This window comes from Thalassotalea sp. PS06, assembly GCF_007197775.1.
Taxonomy (GTDB): Bacteria; Pseudomonadota; Gammaproteobacteria; order Enterobacterales; family Alteromonadaceae; genus Thalassotalea_A.
Map to the genome: position 1 here is coordinate 138,472 of NZ_CP041638.1, position 21,138 is coordinate 159,609.

16 protein-coding genes are annotated in these 21,138 nt (G+C 43.6%); 11 read left to right on the forward strand and 5 right to left on the reverse strand.

Annotated features, from left to right (window positions below; all coding sequences use genetic code 11):
• Window positions 1-5 precede the first annotated feature (5 nt).
• The 6 genes from FNC98_RS00625 to FNC98_RS00650 all read left to right on the forward strand — a co-directional run bounded on the left by FNC98_RS00625 (window position 6) and on the right by FNC98_RS00650 (window position 6,730).
• Window positions 6-1,526, forward strand: a complete 1,521-nt coding sequence (locus tag FNC98_RS00625; RefSeq protein ID WP_143579440.1) for a lipopolysaccharide biosynthesis protein — start codon at window positions 6-8, stop codon at window positions 1,524-1,526.
• A gap of 126 nt (window positions 1,527-1,652) precedes the next feature.
• On the forward strand, window positions 1,653-2,999 hold the full coding sequence (locus FNC98_RS00630; RefSeq protein WP_143579441.1) for a phenylacetate--CoA ligase family protein: 1,347 nt from the start codon (window positions 1,653-1,655) through the stop codon (window positions 2,997-2,999).
• On the forward strand, window positions 2,999-4,150 hold the full coding sequence (locus FNC98_RS00635) for a glycosyltransferase family 4 protein (protein ID WP_143579442.1): 1,152 nt from the start codon (window positions 2,999-3,001) through the stop codon (window positions 4,148-4,150). The genes FNC98_RS00630 and FNC98_RS00635 overlap by 1 nt, the downstream gene beginning before the upstream one ends.
• The gene (locus tag FNC98_RS00640; RefSeq protein WP_143579443.1) at window positions 4,147-4,773 is read left to right on the forward strand and encodes a polysaccharide deacetylase family protein; all 627 of its coding nucleotides are present in this window, start codon (window positions 4,147-4,149) and stop codon (window positions 4,771-4,773) included. Before FNC98_RS00635 ends, FNC98_RS00640 begins: the two co-directional genes overlap by 4 nt.
• A 15-nt stretch (window positions 4,774-4,788) precedes the next feature.
• Window positions 4,789-5,631, forward strand: a complete 843-nt coding sequence (locus tag FNC98_RS00645; protein WP_143579444.1) for a hypothetical protein — start codon at window positions 4,789-4,791, stop codon at window positions 5,629-5,631.
• Window positions 5,632-5,722: 91 nt separating this feature from the next.
• A complete protein-coding gene (locus FNC98_RS00650; protein WP_143579445.1) occupies window positions 5,723-6,730 on the forward strand; it encodes a hypothetical protein in 1,008 nt (335 codons plus the stop codon).
• Window positions 6,731-6,805: 75 nt separating this feature from the next.
• Here the strand turns inward: FNC98_RS00650 and FNC98_RS00655 are convergent, their stop codons facing one another.
• Together FNC98_RS00655 and FNC98_RS00660 are read right to left on the reverse strand one after the other, a co-directional pair.
• Complete coding sequence (locus FNC98_RS00655) at window positions 6,806-8,119, reverse strand: O-antigen ligase family protein (RefSeq protein WP_143579446.1); 1,314 nt, start codon at window positions 8,117-8,119, stop codon at window positions 6,806-6,808.
• Window positions 8,104-9,183, reverse strand: coding sequence for a GNAT family N-acetyltransferase (locus FNC98_RS00660; protein ID WP_185968016.1), 1,080 nt, complete (start codon window positions 9,181-9,183; stop codon window positions 8,104-8,106). Before FNC98_RS00660 ends, FNC98_RS00655 begins: the two co-directional genes overlap by 16 nt.
• Window positions 9,184-9,419: 236 nt before the next feature.
• Here FNC98_RS00660 and FNC98_RS00665 point away from each other — a divergent pair, with 236 nt between their 5' ends.
• On the forward strand, window positions 9,420-10,967 hold the full coding sequence (locus tag FNC98_RS00665; RefSeq protein ID WP_143579448.1) for a hypothetical protein: 1,548 nt from the start codon (window positions 9,420-9,422) through the stop codon (window positions 10,965-10,967).
• A 71-nt stretch (window positions 10,968-11,038) separates the two neighbouring features.
• Here the strand turns inward: FNC98_RS00665 and FNC98_RS00670 are convergent, their stop codons facing one another.
• Window positions 11,039-12,115, reverse strand: a complete 1,077-nt coding sequence (locus FNC98_RS00670; RefSeq protein WP_185968017.1) for a glycosyltransferase family 4 protein — start codon at window positions 12,113-12,115, stop codon at window positions 11,039-11,041.
• Window positions 12,116-12,223: 108 nt separating this feature from the next.
• Between FNC98_RS00670 and FNC98_RS00675 the strand changes: the two genes are divergently transcribed.
• From FNC98_RS00675 to FNC98_RS00685, 3 genes are all read left to right on the forward strand, one after another.
• Window positions 12,224-13,339, forward strand: coding sequence for a glycosyltransferase family 4 protein (locus FNC98_RS00675; protein ID WP_143579450.1), 1,116 nt, complete (start codon window positions 12,224-12,226; stop codon window positions 13,337-13,339).
• Entirely contained in the window at window positions 13,327-14,295 is a 969-nt protein-coding gene (locus FNC98_RS00680; RefSeq protein WP_185968018.1) for a glycosyltransferase, read from the forward strand. Before FNC98_RS00675 ends, FNC98_RS00680 begins: the two co-directional genes overlap by 13 nt.
• Before the next feature lie 237 nt (window positions 14,296-14,532).
• The gene (locus tag FNC98_RS00685; protein ID WP_143579452.1) at window positions 14,533-15,363 is read left to right on the forward strand and encodes a glycosyltransferase family 2 protein; all 831 of its coding nucleotides are present in this window, start codon (window positions 14,533-14,535) and stop codon (window positions 15,361-15,363) included.
• Window positions 15,364-15,383: 20 nt separating this feature from the next.
• On the opposite strand, the gene xrt is transcribed toward FNC98_RS00685, so the two are convergent.
• Both xrt and FNC98_RS00695 read right to left on the reverse strand, forming a co-directional pair.
• Window positions 15,384-16,739 carry an exosortase gene (gene xrt / locus FNC98_RS00690; protein WP_143579453.1) on the reverse strand — a complete coding sequence of 452 codons (1,356 nt, stop codon included), beginning with the start codon at window positions 16,737-16,739 and terminating at the stop codon, window positions 15,384-15,386.
• 25 nt (window positions 16,740-16,764) lie between these two features.
• The gene (locus FNC98_RS00695; protein ID WP_143579454.1) at window positions 16,765-17,790 is read right to left on the reverse strand and encodes a sulfotransferase family protein; all 1,026 of its coding nucleotides are present in this window, start codon (window positions 17,788-17,790) and stop codon (window positions 16,765-16,767) included.
• 559 nt (window positions 17,791-18,349) lie between these two features.
• On the opposite strand from FNC98_RS00695, the gene prsT reads away from it, so the two are divergent.
• Window positions 18,350-21,109: an XrtA/PEP-CTERM system TPR-repeat protein PrsT gene (gene prsT / locus FNC98_RS00700; protein WP_185968020.1), complete on the forward strand. Its 2,760-nt coding sequence runs from the start codon at window positions 18,350-18,352 to the stop codon at window positions 21,107-21,109.
• Window positions 21,110-21,138: the final 29 nt, after the last annotated feature.

Here is a 21,138-nt window from a genome sequence, read left to right on the forward strand (position 1 = left end):
AATTGATGAAAGAGCTTCTCCTTAAAAGTACAGCGTTCCGGTTTCTGGAGCGCTTTGTACTGCTATTCATCTCGTTATTGTTAACGCCATTTATGATTAACCATCTTGGTGAGGATGGTTATGGCCTTTGGATTTTGATTCTCTCCGTTCTCACCTGGTTTAACGTGGTTAACCTTGGGTTTCCTGTGGCGGTGCAGCGCAATATTACTTTGGCGCTTGAAGAAAATGACAATGACCAGGTTAACCGGGTTTTCTCGACTTCAATCGCTTTATTCTTTGCGCTTGGCCTCCTGGCTGCTGGTGGATTACTGGTTCTTGCGCAGTTTCCGCAATGGCTTGGGGTACCGGGTCCGATGGAAGTCACCGTCACTTATTGTTTTTACTTTTTCACATTAAAAATTATTTGGGGCTTTTTAATGAATTGCCTGCATGGTTTTTATGCGGCAGTGCTCAGATTTGATATTGATGCCAATATTTCTTCCCTAAATGCGATCCTGAAAGCGCTTGGTGTGTTTGTTTTCTTACCGTCGATGGACATTTTTGGCGCCGTCGCCGCAACATTAGCTGCAGACGCAATCACCAACACTTATAAATTATATTGGGTCCGCAAAAACTACCCGCAATTACGTTTTAGCAAGTCGCTGATCAGTCGCGCTGAATTCAGTAACCTGTTTCATTTCTCTAAACATGTGGTGGCGCTGGGCATAGCCCGGACCATCAATGCTAAATCTGATCCGGTGATTGTGACGCGAATCTTTGATGTCGCCTCGGTTACTATGTTCAGCATTGCCAATCGTCTTGCCCATCATGTAGAAGCATTTGTCGGCTCAGTCTCGGGCATATTCCAGCCGATATTTACCCGGATGTTTGCCCGCGGCGCGAATATGGAACGATTTTTCCATCAGGTTACTAGCCTCAACATCTTTATCTGCGCGACATTCTTCATGCCCCTGTTTGTTTTAAGTCCACTGTTTATTCCGCTTTGGGTAGGAGAACAATTTTTACCGGCAACCCAGCTTATCGGATTTTTTGTCTTCGGCTATCTTTGTATAGCGGCGGGTAGTGGCATTAAGAATGTTTTGTTGGCACAGGCTAATCACAAGTGGTTGTCGGTAGCGAACCTGATAGGTGCGATAGTCCATATTTTATTGTCGATTTATCTGGCCCAGGACTATGGCCTGATTGGGGTGGCGATGGGAACTCCAATTGGATTTTTGGTTTCTGAATTAGTAATCAAATGCTATTTGCTCAAACACTATTGTGGCTTTCGGTTGTGGCCGATTTATTTTCGCTTTTTATCAGCGGCAGTGATTGTTTTTGGCTTCGGATATCCGATTAAAACCTGGATCTTACAATACGCAACCCCGGGTTGGGGAACATTCATTGTTTATGGATTAATCCTGTTTCCGGTGATGGCCCTGGTTAACTATTTCTTGTTACTGGACAGAGGCGTAAAGGAAAAACTTGCCGATATGCTGAATCAGTTCAGACAGGGGCAGTTAAAGTCAAAACAAGTTACCAAATAACGGCTATTTCTGAGCGTCTGCTGTAACGAACTGCTTTTATTTACAAAACTTGCCCTGAGCAGAGCAAGTTAATTGCAATTGTCTATACTCAATGGACAAGTAATCAATAATAAATGAATTGTAGAAATGGATATTTACAGTACTTTCTTCAAATCGGTTTTATTTCCAGGGTACGAGCGTTTCAAAGGGCGACGCACATCGTCACTATTGTCGGCAGCTGAACAGCGTCTGCAATGGCCTCTGGAAAAGATTGAACAGTATCAATTACAGAATCTTAAAAACCTTGTCGATTACAGCTATCGACATGTTCCCTATTACCAGCAGCAATGGCGTGACATCGGTTTTCATCCCCAGGACTTAACCTGCCTTGACCAACTTGAACAGCTGCCACTGTTGACCAAGCAAAATGTCAAAGACCATTACCAGCAGCTGGTGCCTGAATCAAAACGTGCCAGTAATTATAAGAAATCTACCGGCGGCTCGACCGGGCGTCCCTTTCATTTTGAGTTAGATAAAGGTAGCTATGAAACCCGCCAGGCAATTATGTGGCGAGGTTACGGCTGGGGTGGCGTCAATATTGGCACCAGAACCTGGTATCTCTGGGGTGTTGAACTTGGCCAGCAAAGCTGGAAAGCAAAACTAAAGGACGATTTATTTCATCGTTTTTATCATCGCAAAATCGCCAATTCTTTTGCCTTGAGTCGAGATAACTTTGAAGATTATGTCGCTGATTTCAATGCCTACAAGCCAAACGCCGTCGTCGCTTATGTTGCGCCTTTATACCGCCTTGCTAAATACATCAATGAGCAGGGTATTCGTTTACATCAGCCTGCAGTGATTCTTACCGGGGCTGAAGCGTTATTAGAGTATCAGCGCCAGGAAATCGAAAAGGCATTTGGCTGTCAGGTTCTCAACACCTATGGTTGCCGGGAATTTATGCTCATCGCCGCCGAATGTTCTCAGCAACACGGCTTGCACATGAACATTGATCAGTTGGTTATCGAAACCATAGATGACAGCGGTAACCGCATTAAGAACGCTACAGGTGACATTGTTATCACTGACCTTTTCAATTACGGAATGCCACTTATTCGCTATGTGAATGGCGATCAGGGGGTTATTTCTGAGCGACAGTGTAACTGTGGTAACCCGTTGCCAATTCTCGAAAACGTAAGCGGCCGCAAACTGGATATCATCCGTTCTCCGAAAGGGCAAATACTCCCAGGTGAGTTTTTCCCTCATTTGCTAAAAGACTATAAGGGTATTGAGAGGTTTCAGGTACGTCAGAAAACCTTGTCGACATTGGATATCTTTATTGTCGCCAATGAAAAATTCGAGTCTTCAGTGCTCGATTCCATTGATGGCCATATTCGCCAGGCATTAGGTGAAAAGCTCGAAGTGGCTTACCATCAGGTGAATGATATTCCCCTGACCAGCACTGGTAAACATCGTGTGACGATATCGGAGTTATAATGGCAGGTCTGATTATCATCACCAATCTATATCCCTCTTCATGGGACCCAAACCGGGCAACGTTTAACAAACAACAATTCCAGCGCCTGGCAAAACGCTTACCGCTGAAAATTCTGGTCCCCGTCGCTTGGCCGCAATGGTTTAAATTATCAAAAGCGCAAAAACGAGAAGGGGGAGAGCAGGTCCGTTATCGCCCCTTCTTTTATACTCCGAAAGTGGCTTATCCGTTTTTCAGTGTTTTCATGCTGTATTCCCTACTTTTTACCTCGTTGGGCTGGATTCGGCGTCAGCGACCTGACGCTCTGTTTGCAAGTTGGGCCTATCCAGAAGGTGTTGCAACCGCAATGTTGGCAAAGTTTCTCGGTTGCCCGTTCTTCATCAAAGTCCATGGCAGCGATGTTAATGATTTTGGCAAAGATAAATGGCGTGCCAAACAAATTGTTTGGGCGGCTAATCGAGCCGCAAAAGTGTTTGTGGTTAGTAACGCATTACGGCAAAAATTGATAGCGATGGGCGTTCCTGAGGGCAATATTAGCCTAGTGTATAACGGCGTTGACCAGGAAGTGTTTTATCCGGATGTTGGCGATCGGAAACCATCGAATCAGCTTCTTTATGTTGGTAATTTGAAGGCCAATAAAGGAGTGATGGAACTTGTTAAAAGTTATTGCCAGTTAATTCAATCAGAACCAGAAGCCGAGTTGGTGATAGCCGGTCAAGGTGCAATGGAAGCGACGATGCGTGAATATCTGCAGCAGCATTCGGCATCTGAGAAGGTGCGCTTTCTCGGTTCTATTTGCCATCAGCAGGTAGCCGCCGAAATACGTGCATCGAGATTTGTGGTGTTACCCAGTTATGCCGAAGGGGTACCCAATATCTTGCTTGAAGCCATGGCCTGCGGAAAGCCTGTCGTGGCAACAAACGTCGGTGGAATTCCGGAAATTGTATCGGAAGAAACCAGTATTCTGGTACCGGCAAAAACCATCGAACCGTTAACTCAGGCTCTGCAAAACGCCTGGCAAAGAAACTGGTCCTCACCACAAATAGCCGAACATGCTAAACAATTTGACTGGAGTAAGAATATCCAGCAGGTGGAAGAGGTAATACAAAAGGCATTAAACAAGGACGAAGATAAATCGGTGGTATCGATATGAGTTTAAAATCGCGCATCATTCAGCGTTTATTTCCTAATGACAAAATCTATACGAAGCGAAAATCAGGTGAAAAGTGTTTGTATCTGACGTTTGATGATGGCCCCACACCTAAGGTAACTCCCAGGGTACTGGACCTATTGTCTCGCCATGAAACCAAGGCAACGTTTTTCTTTATTGGTAAGCGCATGGCGCGCAATCCTGATATCGTGCGCGCGGCGATGGGGGCAGGGCATGTTGTAGGAAACCATTCTTATAATCATAAGGGTTTTAAATATATGCCAACCCAAGATCAGCTCGATGAAATTATTCAGACCAATGAGCTGATGAGCCAATTTGAAATTAACCCCGAACAAATATTATTCAGACCGCCTCATGGCCGCTGGCGGGTCAGTCTGTTATGGCAACTTATCAAGCGCAGAATACCCGTTGTTTTGTGGTCTGTAGACAGTCAGGATTATTCTCAGAAAGGGTCGGAGGAACTACGCCAGCGGTTACTGGATATGCCGGTCCGTGATGGCGATATTATTTTATTTCATGACGATAACGATCAATGTCTCGAATTGCTGGAAACCCTGATTCCCGTATGGAAGCAACGGGGATTCAATTTCCAACCTTTGAGCTGAATTCAGGAGAGAGTAATGAAAGACAGTTTACTGCACTTTTATACCAAATCGGGCAAGGTACTTTTTCTTAACAATCTTGGCTTATCGATATTCAGAAAGATGCCTAAGCGGATGCGAATTTGGGGAATTTATCTCGCATCATACCTGCGTAAACCAAAACCAAATGCTTGTAAATTCGTGATTTTTGCACAAGGTAGAACCGGCAGTACAGTGCTCGTAGATTTAATTAATTCTCACCCTGATATTTTCTGTTACGGCGAAATTCTGGCGTCGACAGTTGTTCGCAATGTCAGTGACCCGGTGCGCTATGCCCGTGGATTGACGGCGTTTACCAAGACCGATGCTGTCGGTTTTAAGGTAAAGGTTTACCAATTGGAAAAGGCGCATAAACAGGACCCTGGAAAAGTATTAAAGGACTTTACCGGGCAAGGCTGGAAAATCGTATACCTGCATCGCGATAATCTTTTGGAACATGCGATTTCCGATTTACGCAGTGAGAAAACGGGCACCTATCATCACACCACTAAGGGTGAGAAAAAACAGTCTTTAGTTGATATCAATTTCGATGAGGTCGAGCGCGTGGTGAAATTCCGTGAAAAATGTCAGGCGGCGGAGCAAAAAGCGCTTGTCGGGCTTGACTATTTTGATATTTCCTACGAACAACATCTTAGCGATGCCGAAAAGCAAACCGATACGTTAAACCGCCTGTTTAGCTACCTGGGGTTACCTGAGCATCAGGTAACGACACGTTTTAACAAAGTGATTAAACCGGATTTATCGAAAGTTATTGTCGATTATGCGCAATTAGAACAGCGCCTTAAAGAGTCGCCGTATCAACATTATTTGACGGTACGGTAAACGAGCCAGGGAGGCATTTTGAAAACCTGAGATGCCTTGCACGCATAAATTTCTGGCGTGTTTGGGTGCCCTTTACCAGAAGGTTGAGTAAATGAGAACTGAACTGGATTCAAAATTACCAGAGAAATTAATCATTACCGGCGGCATGCAGCGCCGATTCCATTATGATATGAAAGAATGGACTGGGTACGCTGCGGCCAAAGCCCTGGAAATCAGCTTTGCTGATGATATCAGCGTTAAAGAAGTCATTGATTATGCGTCACCTAAAGACTGTTTACCTGATGATGACGAGGCATCGATAACGTTTAAATCGGGTACTCGCCATTCGCAAAAATTATGGGTTGCCACCCAAACAGAAGCCTTGTGTTTTTCTACCCGGGATTTCTCCCTTCAGCATCGCATTAGCCATCCGGTTTTTAATGATGTCCACCATGTTTACCCGACTCGGGATGAGACATTGTTGATTACCTCTACCGGCCTGGATGCGGTATTTGAGTTTTCAGAATCCGGTGAAAAAATAAATGAGTGGAGCTGCACGGAAATGGATATCTGGCAGCGATTTGATCCTCGCACGGATTATCGTAAAGTACTGACCACCAAGCCCCACGCCGTCCATCCCAACCATTGCTTCGAATATCTCGGCAAATATTGGGTGAGTAATATGAAAAAAAGTCAGTGCCAGTGTCTGCAAACCGGGGAAGTTATTAGTCTTGATTCCGGAAACATTCATGATGGCATACTGGTTGGTAAGTACGCATACTTCACCCATGTGAACGGATTTATTTCAAAAGTTGATATGGATTTACAGCGTGTGGTTCAGGTTTTTGATATGAACAAAGCGCAAGCCGGCCCTAAGCAACTTGGTTGGTGTCGGGGATTATATTTTATCGATGACAACCGATTTTTAGTTGGCTTCACTCGCATTCGCCCCTCGAAAATGCAAATGGGTATGGAATGGCTCAAAAATCGATTCTATGCCAAGGGCTGGCAAGGTTGCCTGCCAACTCGAATCTGTTTGTTTAATACCCAGAGTATGACGTTTGAGTGGCAGCTAGATCTCGAACAACATGATATTCACGCTGTTTTTTCAATTCTTTAGGTGCAGCTACTTTCCAGAATTTATTGACAATAAGGCTTCCAGAAAACGGCATATTCTGGAAGCTTCAATTAGGTATTACAGTAGGATGATAATGATCATGTACATGATCAGCATACTTAGAGGGGCAAGTAGAATGATTTTACCAACGGCTTTGGGATCTTCTGTCACCCGCACTTCCGGTATCTCTTCTCTGACTTGTGTATAAACGGCGTAAGATAAACCCAGGAAGATATAGAGAAATACTATGTAGCTTCGGCTTAAGAAAAATGACGTTGCCATGAAACCGACCATGGAATAAAAGTAACACTTGGCCAGCATCAGGTTTTTCTGCAAGCTTTTATTATTTTCCAGCTTAACTTTATATTTTTCGCGATCGACGTTGATGACTTTTAACAGCATTAACATGGTCAATACGATTGTCGCAAACCACAAGGTATATCCGATCACCCCGAGTTCGGCGAATATTAGTACATACGAGTTATGAGCAGTCCGCCGGTGTAATTCAATGAACTGGTTCATACCAACCCCGAATAAAGGGCTGCTTTTAAACATCTGTACCCCTTCATACCAAGCTTCGATTCGTCCATATGCTGACGCTTCGTCGGTACTTATTTCCCTAAATAACGACATGGCAACAAAGGTTAATGGCAGAGTTATCAGTGAAATTAATGCGGCTTTGACGGTGCCAAACTGAAAGAAACAGTATGCCAGGCACATAAATATTAAACCGATCAGTGCTCCCCGAGAGTTGGCCATATATATGCCGTAAAGGAGGCCTACGACCAACGCCAGATAAAAGAAGCGCATAATGAAATTATTGCTGTTAGAACGCAGATAAAAGAGTATTGGCAAGTTCATGAGAAAGAACATACTCATATCGTTGGGATCGTTGAAAATCCCTACGTAACGAATGCGGGTGTCCTGTATCAGGCTTACACCAGACCAGCCGATTCCCTGAGGATTGGCACGCTGGCTGAACCCGTGGTGCAGCATGATTACGCACGTCAGGGTAAACAGGAAAAATATCCAATTTTGCTTGGACGGCGAATTTACCAGGCTGGCATACATGAAAAAGGGCAATAATCCATAGATAAAGAAATCAATGGCAGCAAAGACACCACCCCCAAGCCATCCATTCCAGAGCCCGGAGACCGGTATCACAAATAACATTCCAAGTAAGAACCAGGATTGGTAACCCCATTGCTTTGGACGTTGGGAAGCGAGAAAGCACAGGAACGCCAGCATTAAAAAGTAGCGGGCAAATGGTGTTGGATCTGGGTTATACGACCATTCCTGCGGTCGAATAAACAGCGCAATGGTGTAAAGGAACAGGAAGAAAAAGCCAAGATGCGAATTGTTCTTATCGTATAGGCCTACTGATTTTTCCATAACAAAAAGTCCCTAGCTTGCTTTAATTTATTATTCATCACAAAACCCAGATTACTGGCTTTTTTTAGCACCAGACGAGATTCGAATAAGTCTCGTTTAATATTCGTAAAAGATTGTTTATATGAATTTTCCCGCGCACCTTTCATAAAGTCGTAGTACTTTATCTGACGTTCGATACAGTTTTCGATAAGCAGGAAATGAGACAAAAATCCGGGCGATAGGTTGGGTTTAAAGTCCGTATCCAAACCGCTTTGGTAGAAGTAACACGTCTCATTATAGGTTATAGCATAGATTGCCGATATTGCTTGGCCACGGGCAAATAACACCCACAGTTCCAACCAATTGTTCATCAGTGCCTGGCGCATAAATTGCTGATGAAAGTCGACAAACCTGGGCTCACTGAAGACACCTTGCTTGCCCTGGCTTTGCCAACGTAGCTGGTGAAGGCGACTAAGATGCGCAAAACCTTGATCAAATTCACTGAGATAACGATATCTTTCCCATTGTCCTGAATTAGCTCGTCGCCATTGATTCTGATGACGTTTTAATTTTTTCTTGAATGATGGTGATAGCTGTTGATGAAACTCATCCTGACTTGCAGGTAGCTGGCAGGTATAAGAAGTGCCAACACATCGGCTGATGTGAAAAAAGAATCGTCCCATGCTTTTCGCAAAACGCGCCAGACAACTGCTTTCCAGATAATTGTTGAGGACGATATCTTTGGCTTGAGTTGTCGGTTTCTGGCAATAAGGAGCTGAAGTTTGATGGTGACGGAACAGACAATCCATGATCACATCGGCTAACGCTGTGCCTACGACGTCAAAATGTTGTGGGGAACAAATGATATCCAGGTATTCGCTGGCAACCTCTTCCTGCTCAGCTTCCCCTGTGCCAATTAATCTTAAGGTATGGTCTTTGATATAAAACGGTGCGATAGCACGCAGTGAATCGCCTTCAAACAAAAGCACAATATACAAGTGATCATTTTCACCCGCGTACGTATGCCACCATGTGTTGAGCCAGGTAAAATCTAGAAAAAAACTTAAATGGGGTTGTTTGATCATGTGGGCATCCCATGTCCCTCGTAACTGATCAAACCCTTTTTCTGTCGTTATTATTCTGCAATCCAAAACCATGATCCGACTAAATCTCCTTACATAGTTATAGATGCATTTTTCGAAATACCCCAACTAAATTGTCTAAATATTTTACAGCCCCAAATTTGTTAATAATTTCTACTACACTGAATATTATCTGGCTTCGCCTTTTCTATTAATAACAATTGATTAAGTAACGGATTATGACGTATTTACGATTGCTTCTACTGGTTCTCGGAATGAGTTTTTTGCCTGTCGAGGGACAGGTATCTGAGAGTCTGGAAATTGAAATTATCGATTCAAAGCCTGGCATTCATATTGCCATTCCTATCCCCAAAAATACTATCGAATTAACTACCCAAATCAAGGTGCGGCAGTTACTCGAAAAATCGTCGCAACAACGAAACGATGCTAAAGCATCATTTACTATGCTTTGGCCTGCGTTGGACGGTCATTCCCGTTCGATACGGACGTTGATTCTCACCTTCGCGAAGCCATTGAGAAAAGGCGAAAAGTTTGCGATTGATTTAGTTGATTCCAGGGATTCTCGGTTAACCGCGTGGGAGGAGCCAGCTGGAAACTTTGTCGATGTTAACTTTACATCGGGCTGGCTACAGCAAGCGCTATATACCCCGATGTTAGCTCCGGGTGATAGTGCACCGTCATGGTTTGATTATGCCTATCGCCAACTGGGATACAGTTTAGGTGATATGGATCAGATCAATCAGGATCCGAAAGTAAAACGTAATTTTACTACTTCGCCACCCTGGTTATACGACCGGGTATATGTGCTTTATCAATTGTACTTTCAAACCGGTGATGTTTATTTTAAGCATATGGCTCACCAGTCGGCCTTAACCTATCGTAGCCTTATTAATGAGTTTGGCTATTTCTCTTTGAAAAAAGGTAATGATATTAAGTATCTGCTATCTCCGGGGTTGATACTTGATCATCAGTTTTATCCAGATGATAAAAACATCGACTTGATTGAACAGTTTTACCAAAACTCATTGCGCTGGCCCGCACAGTATCAATTAGGGCTAAATTTTTGGACTGAGCGTAACCTGTCGGTAGCGTTAGCCAATGCCTTGGCACATTGGGAAATGAGCCAGAGTAAGGACAGTTTAAAACGTATTCAGGTTTTGCTTCAAGGTTCGATGAACACCTTAAAAAAATCACAAAAACACGGGCTTAATTGCTTGGCTCATCCTTATCGTGTGCATGAAGGCAAAGCTGACAATGTTTTGGTGTGTTCTCCCTGGATGAATGCGTTGCTTGCTCATCAATTATTTAAATTTTGGCAACTTACGGATTCGGATGAAGCGGCGACATTGATTGTCGCTCTAGGCAAAAATGTCGTTGAACAGGGAACCTACCTGGCTCCGAAAGGCAAAATTAAAGGTCGAACAGTGCCTAAATACCTGATGTTCGCACAGAGTTCAAAATTTGAAGACCCCATGGCTCATTCGGATATGCAACATGCCTGTGATGTAGCTGGGCTTGTTGTCAGTGCCCGTTACCTGGCGATGCTAAAACAGCAGGACAGTGACTATTTTAAAGGTACCATGGAAGATCTTTTATATAGTTGTCGGACAAATTTGGGTGTTGATAAGAAAAAGAATAGCTGGCGCATAAAACCGTTACGCAAGTTTAATTGGTGGTTCAACTCTACCGGCAGTATGTCCTGGAAACTTGCAGAGCTGGATAAATTTGAACGTTCCAATGGTGGCGGCGACTCCGTCGCAAAGTAGCAAAATCAGCATATTAAAAAAGAAGGAGGAGCATATGCCCTCATTCTCATTAATCGTCATGTTCGTTGCCATTAATTCAGATAAAGCTGTTTGTATTTATTGGCACAATTTTTTAAAGAGAAGTTTTCTTCAATCATCGCCTTACTACGATTTGCATATTCAGAAACCGTCTTTCTGTCGTTAATGCAGGTTTCGATGATTTTAGCCAATGAATTACTGTCGTTGTAATCGAACAACCAGCCGGTGTTCTCGTGCGATACCAGCCTTGGGTTACCGCCAACGTCGGTAGCAATAACCGCGCATTGGCTGGCCATTGCCTCAATAATGGCAAGAGATAAGCCCTCGGTTTCTGAGGTCACGACCAATACATCAAAAGTCGAGTATATCTGGTCGCGTTGATTGATAACGCCATGGAATACGATATTGGCTTCTGGCAGGTTTTCATCCTTAAATTGCTTTAATTGCTCAAGGCACGGACCGTCACCAAAAAAATGGACACTGATTTTTTCACGAACCTCGGGGGACAATTTGACCAGCGCTTTGAGAAGATTGATTTGATTTTTGATATCTATCATCCGTCCTACCGAGCCCAGGGACAATCTGTCTGGATTTACTTGTTTCGCACCAGAAATCTCTGGCAGCAGCACCGCGTTATCGATGACCCATTTCCGTTTGTTGTGCCAGCCATGATGAGTACTAAATATCTGCTGACTTTCCTCACTGACAAAAGTAATAGTGTGAATGTATTTTTCGCAATACTTATGGAGTACTTGCCAGCTTGGATTCTCAAGTGGTGCCGCCCCGTGTCTGGTATAGATGATTTTACGTTGACCAATTAACGGCAGGATTGGCGCAATAAACTTGAGAACGTGTGGAGAATGGATGTGTATCACGTCAACGTTACGTAAGATGCGATGGATTCGCGCTAACGCAAAAAACTTGTGGCCACGATTAAATATCACATTGAGATTCAAGGCGTCACATTCGCTGACGAGAGGGTCGTCCTTGCGGCCAAAGGAAAAGATCTGGGTTTTAATGCCGTCGCTTCGCTGCTGCTGGCATAAGTCCAGTACAAATCGTTCGGCGCCACCGATTAATAGGCTGGATACCATGTGCAATACTGATAGCTTATTAGTTTTACTTCGCATGCTCATGCTTCTTTGCTTGTCATAACCTAACTATAGAAAAAACCTAAGATTTGACAAATAAATTTGTTCAACTATTCGTTATCTATGGGATCACTCAGGATATAAAAAATGAATATATTGGAGATCGTTCAGTCCCTGGATAAAGGTGGTCGAACCGTGCGGTTCGTCGACACAGTTTTAGGGCTGCGTAGAAAAGGGATGACTGTCTTTCCTTTTTCTCTCAAATCACCAGACAGAGCGCTGAATGTCGATGACATTTGTGTTATTCCTCGTCATCAGGGGTATAACTTTTCTTTAGTCTGGCAACTCGTCGATATCATTCGCCGTAATCAAATCGATGTCGTTCATGCTCATTGCGAATATACCCAGTTTTACGCTGGACTTGCTTGTAAAATCACCCGGATCCCAATTGTTGCGACCATGCATCGTTCTGATCTGAGCAAATATCAGCCATCATTGCTGAACTTTTGTCTGCGTTACATTGTCGACCTGTTTGTCGCTGTTTCTAAAGATCGACAAACTAAACTGATTGACCAGCTTTCTATTCCTTCTGGTAAAACCTGCGTGGTCCATGGCGGGGTCGAAAAAACCCAGAGAGTAGAGGAAAATCAGCGCCTGATGGTGCGCAATAAACTGAATATTCCTGCCGATGTCTTTGTGTTGTTCAGTCTCGGTCACCTAGGGGAAATAAAGGGGCATCACCACACCATTCGCGCGCTTCAGTATATCGATAATAAAAATGTACACCTATATATTGCCGGCTCAGGCGAAGAGCAGGAAAAACAATCGCTACAGCAACTCGTCGAACAACATCAGCTGCAGGAGCGTGTGCATTTTATTGGCCAGACCGATATAGCCAATGAATGGATGCAAGCCTGCGATATTTTCATTCAGCCCTCGTTAGAGGAGGCTTTTGGCCTGGTCTTTATCGAAGCCGGCGCATTTGCCAAGCCAGTAATCGCTACCAGCGTTGGGGGCATTAAAGAGATTATCTTAAATAATCAAACCGGACTTTTGGTGGAACCCGGGCAGCCAAAAGAACTGGCCGCTGCGATTGAACTACTTCAGGGTGACCAAACGATTCGTAATTCATTTGGTGATAATGGCTTTAACAGAGTTCATCAAAAATTTTTGCTCGAGCACATGATTAATCGATATCAGCTATTATTTAATGATTTGGTTACCTCCAGAGATTCATTATGGAGCAAACTATGGTCACGATAATTATTTCACCCCGGGATCGGTATTCAGGCGTACTTGAATGTATTCGCCTGGTTTATGAACACACACCAATGCCGTTCAAGGTTATAGTCCTGGATCTTGGTTATCCCAAACAGTTACGGGCGCAAATAGAAGAGCTACTGATTCCTCACGATAATGCCACCATTATCTCTTTGGGTCTGATGACACCTATGCGGGCAATTGCCAGAATTCGCGGTCGAATTGATACCAAATTTACCATGCTATTGGATAATGATTCCCAGACAACACCCGGCTGGTTGCCGCCGTTACTTGAGGTTGCTGAGGATGATGACGTTGCAGTTGTTAACCCGTTAACGTTAGAGAAAGAAGGCGTCGATGCCGGTGCTATGTTGCGGACCCATTTGTATACCAATGAAATTCGCAGCATCGATGTTTCCGGCGTTAAGTACCTCATTGAATCAAAGAGCTATCGTCGGAGTTTACCTGAGGCATTGCCCAAAGAAATTCGTGCATCCGATATGTTTGAATTGCATGGCGTACTATTTCGCACTGATATACTGAAAACTCTGGAAATTCCAGATATGGTTATCCGAGAGCACATCGATATTGGTCTGCAATTGCACCGCATGGGTAAGAAAGTATTATCTCAGCCTAATTCTGTGGTTATCTTCGATAATCTGGGTACACGGATGGCACTAAGTGATATGCGTTATTTTTTCCATCGTTGGTCGAAAAAATTGTGTTGGCATTCAGCACGGGAATTTGAGCGCCGATGGGGGCTTAACTTTTATTCAGAAGATGCCATGTATTTATGGGTATTCAGACGGCGGGTATTTTTAATCTGTCGATGGCTGTATTTGCCTATTCCGGTTGCTAATAAACTAACCGGCGCAGCGGCAAGATTGTATAACCTGTTCAATCCGGTTTGGGAACCGCTCGAGGATCCTATCAGCAAGTCTGAGCGATATTTACCTTAGTTTTTCACATCCCTAAAGCCTCATTAACAAAGCCCCTTTAGAACCGCTTTTACCGGATTAAAGGGGTTGTTTGTTATTTTTACATACCTGATTTGAATATAATGCCTATCAATACTAAGCCACTGATTATATTCATATTTTTATAGTGGCCTAAAGATTGCAGCTTATAAGAAAACAATAGCAACTGGAGTTTTCTTTACCAGTTAAACCAGGGTTTGAGAGTTTACAGGAGTTAGGATGCAGGTCAGCGTGGTCATTCCTTTTTTCAAGGATTATCAATATTTTCCAGAAGCTTTAGAGTCAGTCCGGCGGCAAAGTCACCAGGCGGCAGAAATTATTGTTGTAAATGATGGTAAGGACGCTGAGTCGGAAAAGTATCTAAGTCAATTTGACGATATTATCGTGATCCACTTACTCAAAAATCAGGGTTCGGCCGCGGCTCGAAATGCTGGCATTAGCGCGGCGGTTGGTCCCTGGATTGCCTTTCTCGATGCCGATGATGTTTGGATGGAAAATAAACTGGCGATGCAGGTTAAGTTTCTTACCGATAATCCTCATTTCGATGGTTGTCATACCGGAGTATGTACTTTCAATCATCAGGGTATTCAAAATACCTACCTAAACAAACCCGGAAGTCTGAATGTTGCCGATATGCTGATTGATACCCATATCTTACCCAGTGCGTTTATGATTCGTCGTCAGGCGCTTCTCGATATTAATCTATTTGATGTAAATTTCCGTTGTAAGCAAGATCAGGAATTAACACTTCGCCTTGCTGTCGCTGGATACCAGGTTGGCTTTATTAATCAGTGCTTAATAAAGCTACGTCGCATGGATCATGGCAACACCACTTCAAGCGGCCATAAGATTATCGCCGGCGCCTGGTTGATGCTACGTAAACATTGGAATTTGTATCGCCAGTACCCTGGCAGCCTGTCTAGATTTGTGTATTATTCGTTGATGACAGCCGGTGGCAAAATGCAGGGTTTGCAGCGTAAAAGCTGTTTCATCCTTGGCAAGACCATGACCTGGGTTTTCCCGGCATTACGTTCAGCAACCAATAGCTAAATGTACCGGCTCTTCAGCGGTTAATTTTCATTTGCTAGCAATGGTTCGCATTGCATATCACAATACCTGAATTGCCAGACAAGTCGGTCGTCGGCAGAAGACTCCAACATCGATTTGATGCGCATTAACTTAAACTTTCTGACATTGGATGTTCGAAAATCATTCCGTTGATACCAAAGCTGCAGGTGCGCCTGTTTGCGACCTCTTTGCAAGATATATTCAACACTCTTTCCATGGTCGCGAAACTGCACCACATACCAGCCAGTCGGTAACACTTCATTGTCATAATAGCTCGGCTTACAATCCAGATCGTCACAGAAAAACTGATAGATTTGTTCAACACCGACTTGTTCAAAGCCAGATAAAGGTAGTTGTTGCAAACGAGAATAAAACTTGATGTCAGCGCTTGGATATTGGTCACTAGCGGTTGCAATATCTACCGTGTCTCTGCCGGACATTAACAATGTCGATGAGCTGGAAACTACCAGAAATGCGGTTAGGATTGCGGAAACTTTATTCACCGAAGTGTCTGAAGCGCTATTATCGGCACTTTTTTCGTTATCGTCAGCGAGCTTATTGCCCAGATAAAACAAAGCAAACATGAAAGGAATGTATAGATACCAGCCAAAGTTGTTGTGGTCAGTCATTAATTCACTTTCCATGTTGGTGTATTGACCAATTAAAATCAGGCTTACGATACGAATCCAATTGGTGAATAATGCCCCAAAAATAGCAAAGCCAAAAAAGATTGCACCTGATCGCCAGTTTCGAATGTACAGGTATATGTATAAGCTGCTAATTGCTAAAGAGACGAGTAAATATCTGAGCCCGCTGCAGCCATTGGCTACCTCAAATGTACCAGCAGGCAAACTAATGAATTGTTGTTCGACATAAAACGGGATATTGGTAAATTGCAACATGAAGGTAGCGGCCGCAACCGACATGTCCTGCAAAATGCCCGTTAACGCACCCCACATAGGCATCAGAAAGATTAAATAGGCAGTGGGAAAAAGTAACGCGATTCGAGTATTGAAAACCATCATGCTGGCACTGGCTGTTACCAGAAGAAGCGAAAACCAGTAGCCAAGGCTAATTTGTGCGCGAACGGTTAAAATTAGTAGCGCACAGGACCCAAGCAAGACGAATAATGATAGTAATGAGAACCGCTCTCTAAGTTCTAATTTACCTTGTTTGGCTGCATCATAAAAAAGGTACCCACAAATCACCGGGATCAGATAAGCATGGGAATAAGTACCATCATCGAAACTATGTCGCCATAATGTTTTGAGGATTGGTACATTTACCGCCGCGATGAGCACAATTAAACCCAAGAGCAGGTAAAGAGGACGGTACTGACGATTCAAAATAGCTTCCATGAGAAATAGTAATTCCTTGTTTGGTTTATATGCCAGGTTGTAACAGGGTATTTTTCAACCATTGTTTACTCTGCCTCATGAGTAAATAACCCGACGCCATGATTCGCACTCCCCATTGTTTTAGTACAAATGTCGTTGGCCGGGATAGCTCATAGCCCATAGCCTCCAGAGTTTTTCCAGCGACCGCTTCAAAGCAAATTAATTGATAATGACTGAGTTCCTGTTGCCACCTTTGAGCTTTGCTGGCATCAATTTCAGGTTTTACATACAGTTCAATGTTGTCTTGTCTTATCAGTTGGTTATCGAGGATATTTTGATAGTAATCCTGATTCAATTGATCTACCTCGACGTCTAAAAGCCTGGCTATGCGATAGTAAACGCTTTCGGGATCTTTCAACAAATCCTCGTAATGGATGCAGATAAACTGGCGGGGGATCGCCATGCCGGCGCGCTGAGCAGAGGTTACAAATCGTTGCCACTGCCAGGCGATATTGAATGGTGATTTGGGGTATTGGCGCGAGTTGGGGTGAAATCGCCGTTCTAACATTGACTGATATGCAGCCCTTCCATCTCTGACAATATGGATGAATATTGCCTCTGGAAAAATTTTATGAAGTACCGGGATATGCGCGGCGAAATAGGGGACTTTGCAGCCCCAGCGGTGTTTATTATCCAGACGGTTTAAGAAAGCCTGGTAAATGCATTCAATTAAGCCTCTGAGATTAATTGATGGCCGCATTTCTATCAGCTTTTCAATGGCTTTTCTGTCAACATGCCACTGACTAAAGGTGTTGTTGTCATGGGTAAAAAGATCTTCTATTAAAAACTCGATTTCGGCGGCGGTTAAGGTTTTCTTGCAATCCTGGTTTAGCAGATAGTAAAAGCGCAAAATGAAATCATCTTCCGGTGGGATCGCAAGTTCTTCAATGGCTGACAGTTTTACCTGTAGCAAAGTTGTACCCGATCTCGGGCAGCCAACGATAAACACTGGGTTGCATGCTGGGGTAGTGGGGATTGAGCCAGTATTCACCTTATTGTTATTTTCCTTCATCGTGAAAAACGTCCGATATTACCTGTCTACTTATTTCTAGTTCAGAATCAGGGAAATATCTAGGTTGTTGAATGTGTTGCAGAAGAATTTTTAAACGGCAAAAACTATCGTCACCAAAGGCGCTTTCCGCTGTCTGCTTGCTGGTAATTCAGCGCAATCTGAAATCTACCTCATATGTTGCAAAATTTAACCTATACTAAAATTCGAGTTTTGCTGATTAATATCAACCTTATACCAATCCCAGTAAGTTTGTGCACAACTCAGAGTTAGGGCCGAGGTTCATTTACAACATAGATTTTATTGATATAGTCATTCTATATTAATGAAATATAGGGCAGTAAATGGGCCTCTCACTAACTCCCTACGGGCGAGTTTTAAAGGCGTTTATCCTGCGTTACTGATTTTGACAATGGAGTGACCATTCTCTGCAATCGAAGCCTTGTCTAAACGCCTTTAAATTCTCACTGAGTGAGCAATAATTTAATGGGATTGGTATTAGTTGGTATTGGTTGTTCGGCTTTTAAATCAAATGCTTAACAAGCAATCGCAAGGAAGAATAATGAAAACTAAGTTAAATTCCCTGTTATTCCTGTTGATTTGTCTCATCCCTCTGGCGGCGTGCCAGCCGGATAAGAGTGAACAGGAGTATATTGATAGCGCCCTGCAGCTGATGGCTGACAATGATTATCAGGCCGCCAGTATCGAACTGAAAAATGCGGTTCGGGTAGCGCCGGCTAGTGGCAAGGCAAGGCTGTTACTAGGTAAATCGTACCTGCTCGAAGGTTCATTACAGGGGGCTCAAAAGGAATTACAACGAGCGCTAGACCTTAATTATGACGCTGACCAGGTAATGCCACTGCTGGTAAGAGCCAATGTTTTCTTGCTGGATTTTGATGAAATCAAAGAAAATGTTGATACCGCCATTCAACTTTCACCGGTTACACAACAGGAAATACAGGCTTTAGCCGGTATTTCAATGTCTATGGCAGGTGACGTAGAACCCGGCATGGAGTTGCTTTCAAAGGTTATTACTAACGAACAAAACAAAGACCTATATTACAAATTAAGCCAGGCTTGGTTTGCCGCTTACAATGAACAACTTCCTCAGGCCGTAGATATTGTCTCTGAACTTCGTAGCCAGGATTCGGAATTTCTCGATGCCACTCTGGTGCTTGCCAATCTGCAAAGAATGAATAGACAGCTTGAGCAATCTGCCGAGACTTACAAAACCTATGTTGACAAGTATCCTTTCAACTATCTAGCTCAGCTCAGTTACATTAATGTGTTGATCCGTGATGGACAAATGGATGTCGCTGAATCTCAGGTTGATGGTTTGCTGGGTATCTATCCTAACTCGCCTATAGCCAACGAGTACAAGGCTGAGCTTCTTACCCTGAGGGGAGAGTATAAGAGTGCGGTTGAATACGCCACGGTTGCATTAACCGGTCAGCCAAATCTGGTGAAATCCAATCTGGTTGCTGGTGTTGCTAACTATCATCTGCAAAATTACGAATCCGCCTATCGCCATCTGAGTATTATTGAAAACGATATTCCCAATGACCACATCGGCAATAAAATTTTTTCAATGGTTAAGCTCAAGCTCGGTTATGTTGATGAAGCGGTTGCAAGTATCGAGCAATTAGACGAGATCACTGCTCAGGATTTTACCTTGGTCGCTAATACATCCCAGGCACTGATCCGCAAAGGCGATAAGTCGCAGGCGAGTAAATACATCGAAAAACTCGACGAAATGGATGTAAATGATTCGCAGACTCTGGGCCAGCGGGGAGCGTTAAAATTATCAGTGCAGGATGATACCGGTATTGATGATTTAAAACGGGCTCTGGAAATTGACCCGGATTTTGATCGGGCAAGGTTAACCTTGCTGCTTAACTATGTCAAAAGCAAAAACTATCGCGAAGCAATGGATATTGCTGAAGACTGGGTTAAACAAAAGCCTGAAGATGATCAGGGTTATTTAGCCAGAGGTGTTGTTTATCGAGCCCAGGGTGAAAATGATAAAGCTACGGCGGAATTTAAAACCGCGTTAACGAAAGTTGAAAATAGCCCGGGTGCATTATTTAACCTTGCGTTGTTTGATATCCAAAATCGTCGTCCTCAGGAGGCCAATGAGCGGCTTGAACAATTGTTGACGCACCAACCTGATCATAGAGGCGGCCTGGATTTAATCATCACTAATGCCAGTAATCTCGACAACAAAAATGAAGTTATCGACTTTCTTCAGGATTTGTCGAAACAGCATCCTGATCAGGTAAATCTGAAAATTGCACAGGCCAAAGCGTTAGATAACGTTGGCCGCCGAAGCGAAGGCCTCGAGCTACTGGCGAGCATGGCAAATAATGAGTCTAACCCTGACGTCTATTACCGTGTTTTCGCTAAAATGGCGATTGCCGAAAAACAATATCAAAGAGCGGAAAACCTATATCTGGCTCAGATAGAAAATAATGCCGATAATTTTGAAGCCTATCAGGGGTATCTTTACACCTTAGAGATGCAGAAAAAGTATCAGCAGGCATACACCCAGGTTAAGAAAGCTCAGGAACGCTTTCCACAACAGGAAAACCTGAAGTTGGTCGAGGCTAACTATCTGTTGCTTTCAAACTCCATGGATCGTGCCCGAGATGTTATCGAAGACATTGACCCAAGTGCTGTCAATGAAATTGGTTACCTTAAATTAAGATCTAAATTCCACTTTCAGGCCAATGAAAACGAAGAAGCGAAAGAATACGCCCAACCGTTACATCAGCGCCAACCTGATCCTACCAACAGCTTTTTGTATGCGCAGATACTGCAACGTCTCGATGAAAAAGACACGGCCTTGGATGTTGTCAATGGTGCCCTGGAGCAAGACGCTTCAAACCTGGCTCTGAAAAATCTTAAAGCGGAATTAACCAGTGAATCTAATCCGGCAGAGGCCTTAGCAATTTATAAAGAGATTGCCGAGCGTTATCCAAATAGTTTTGTGGTATTGAACAACCTTGCCTGGTCAGCGATTCAGGCGGAGCAGTACGAACTGGGCCTGGACAGTGCGAAAAAAGCCGCCCAACTCGCACCTCAGCAACCGCAAGTCATGGATACCCTGGCTGTGGCGCATATGAAAATGGGGCAATATGACACCGCCGAAACTTTACTGATAGAAGCTAAAGAAGCGTTGCCGGGCAATGAAGAGATATTGTTGCATTATGCTGAAGTTTTGATTTATCTGAATAAGATAAGTGAATCGGAACAGGTATTAGAAACCGTTGCAACCAGTGAAAAAAAAGAGAGAGTGTTAAAGTTATTGGCCAATAAGAGTTAATGTGGCTCAATTAATTTAATCTGGAAAGG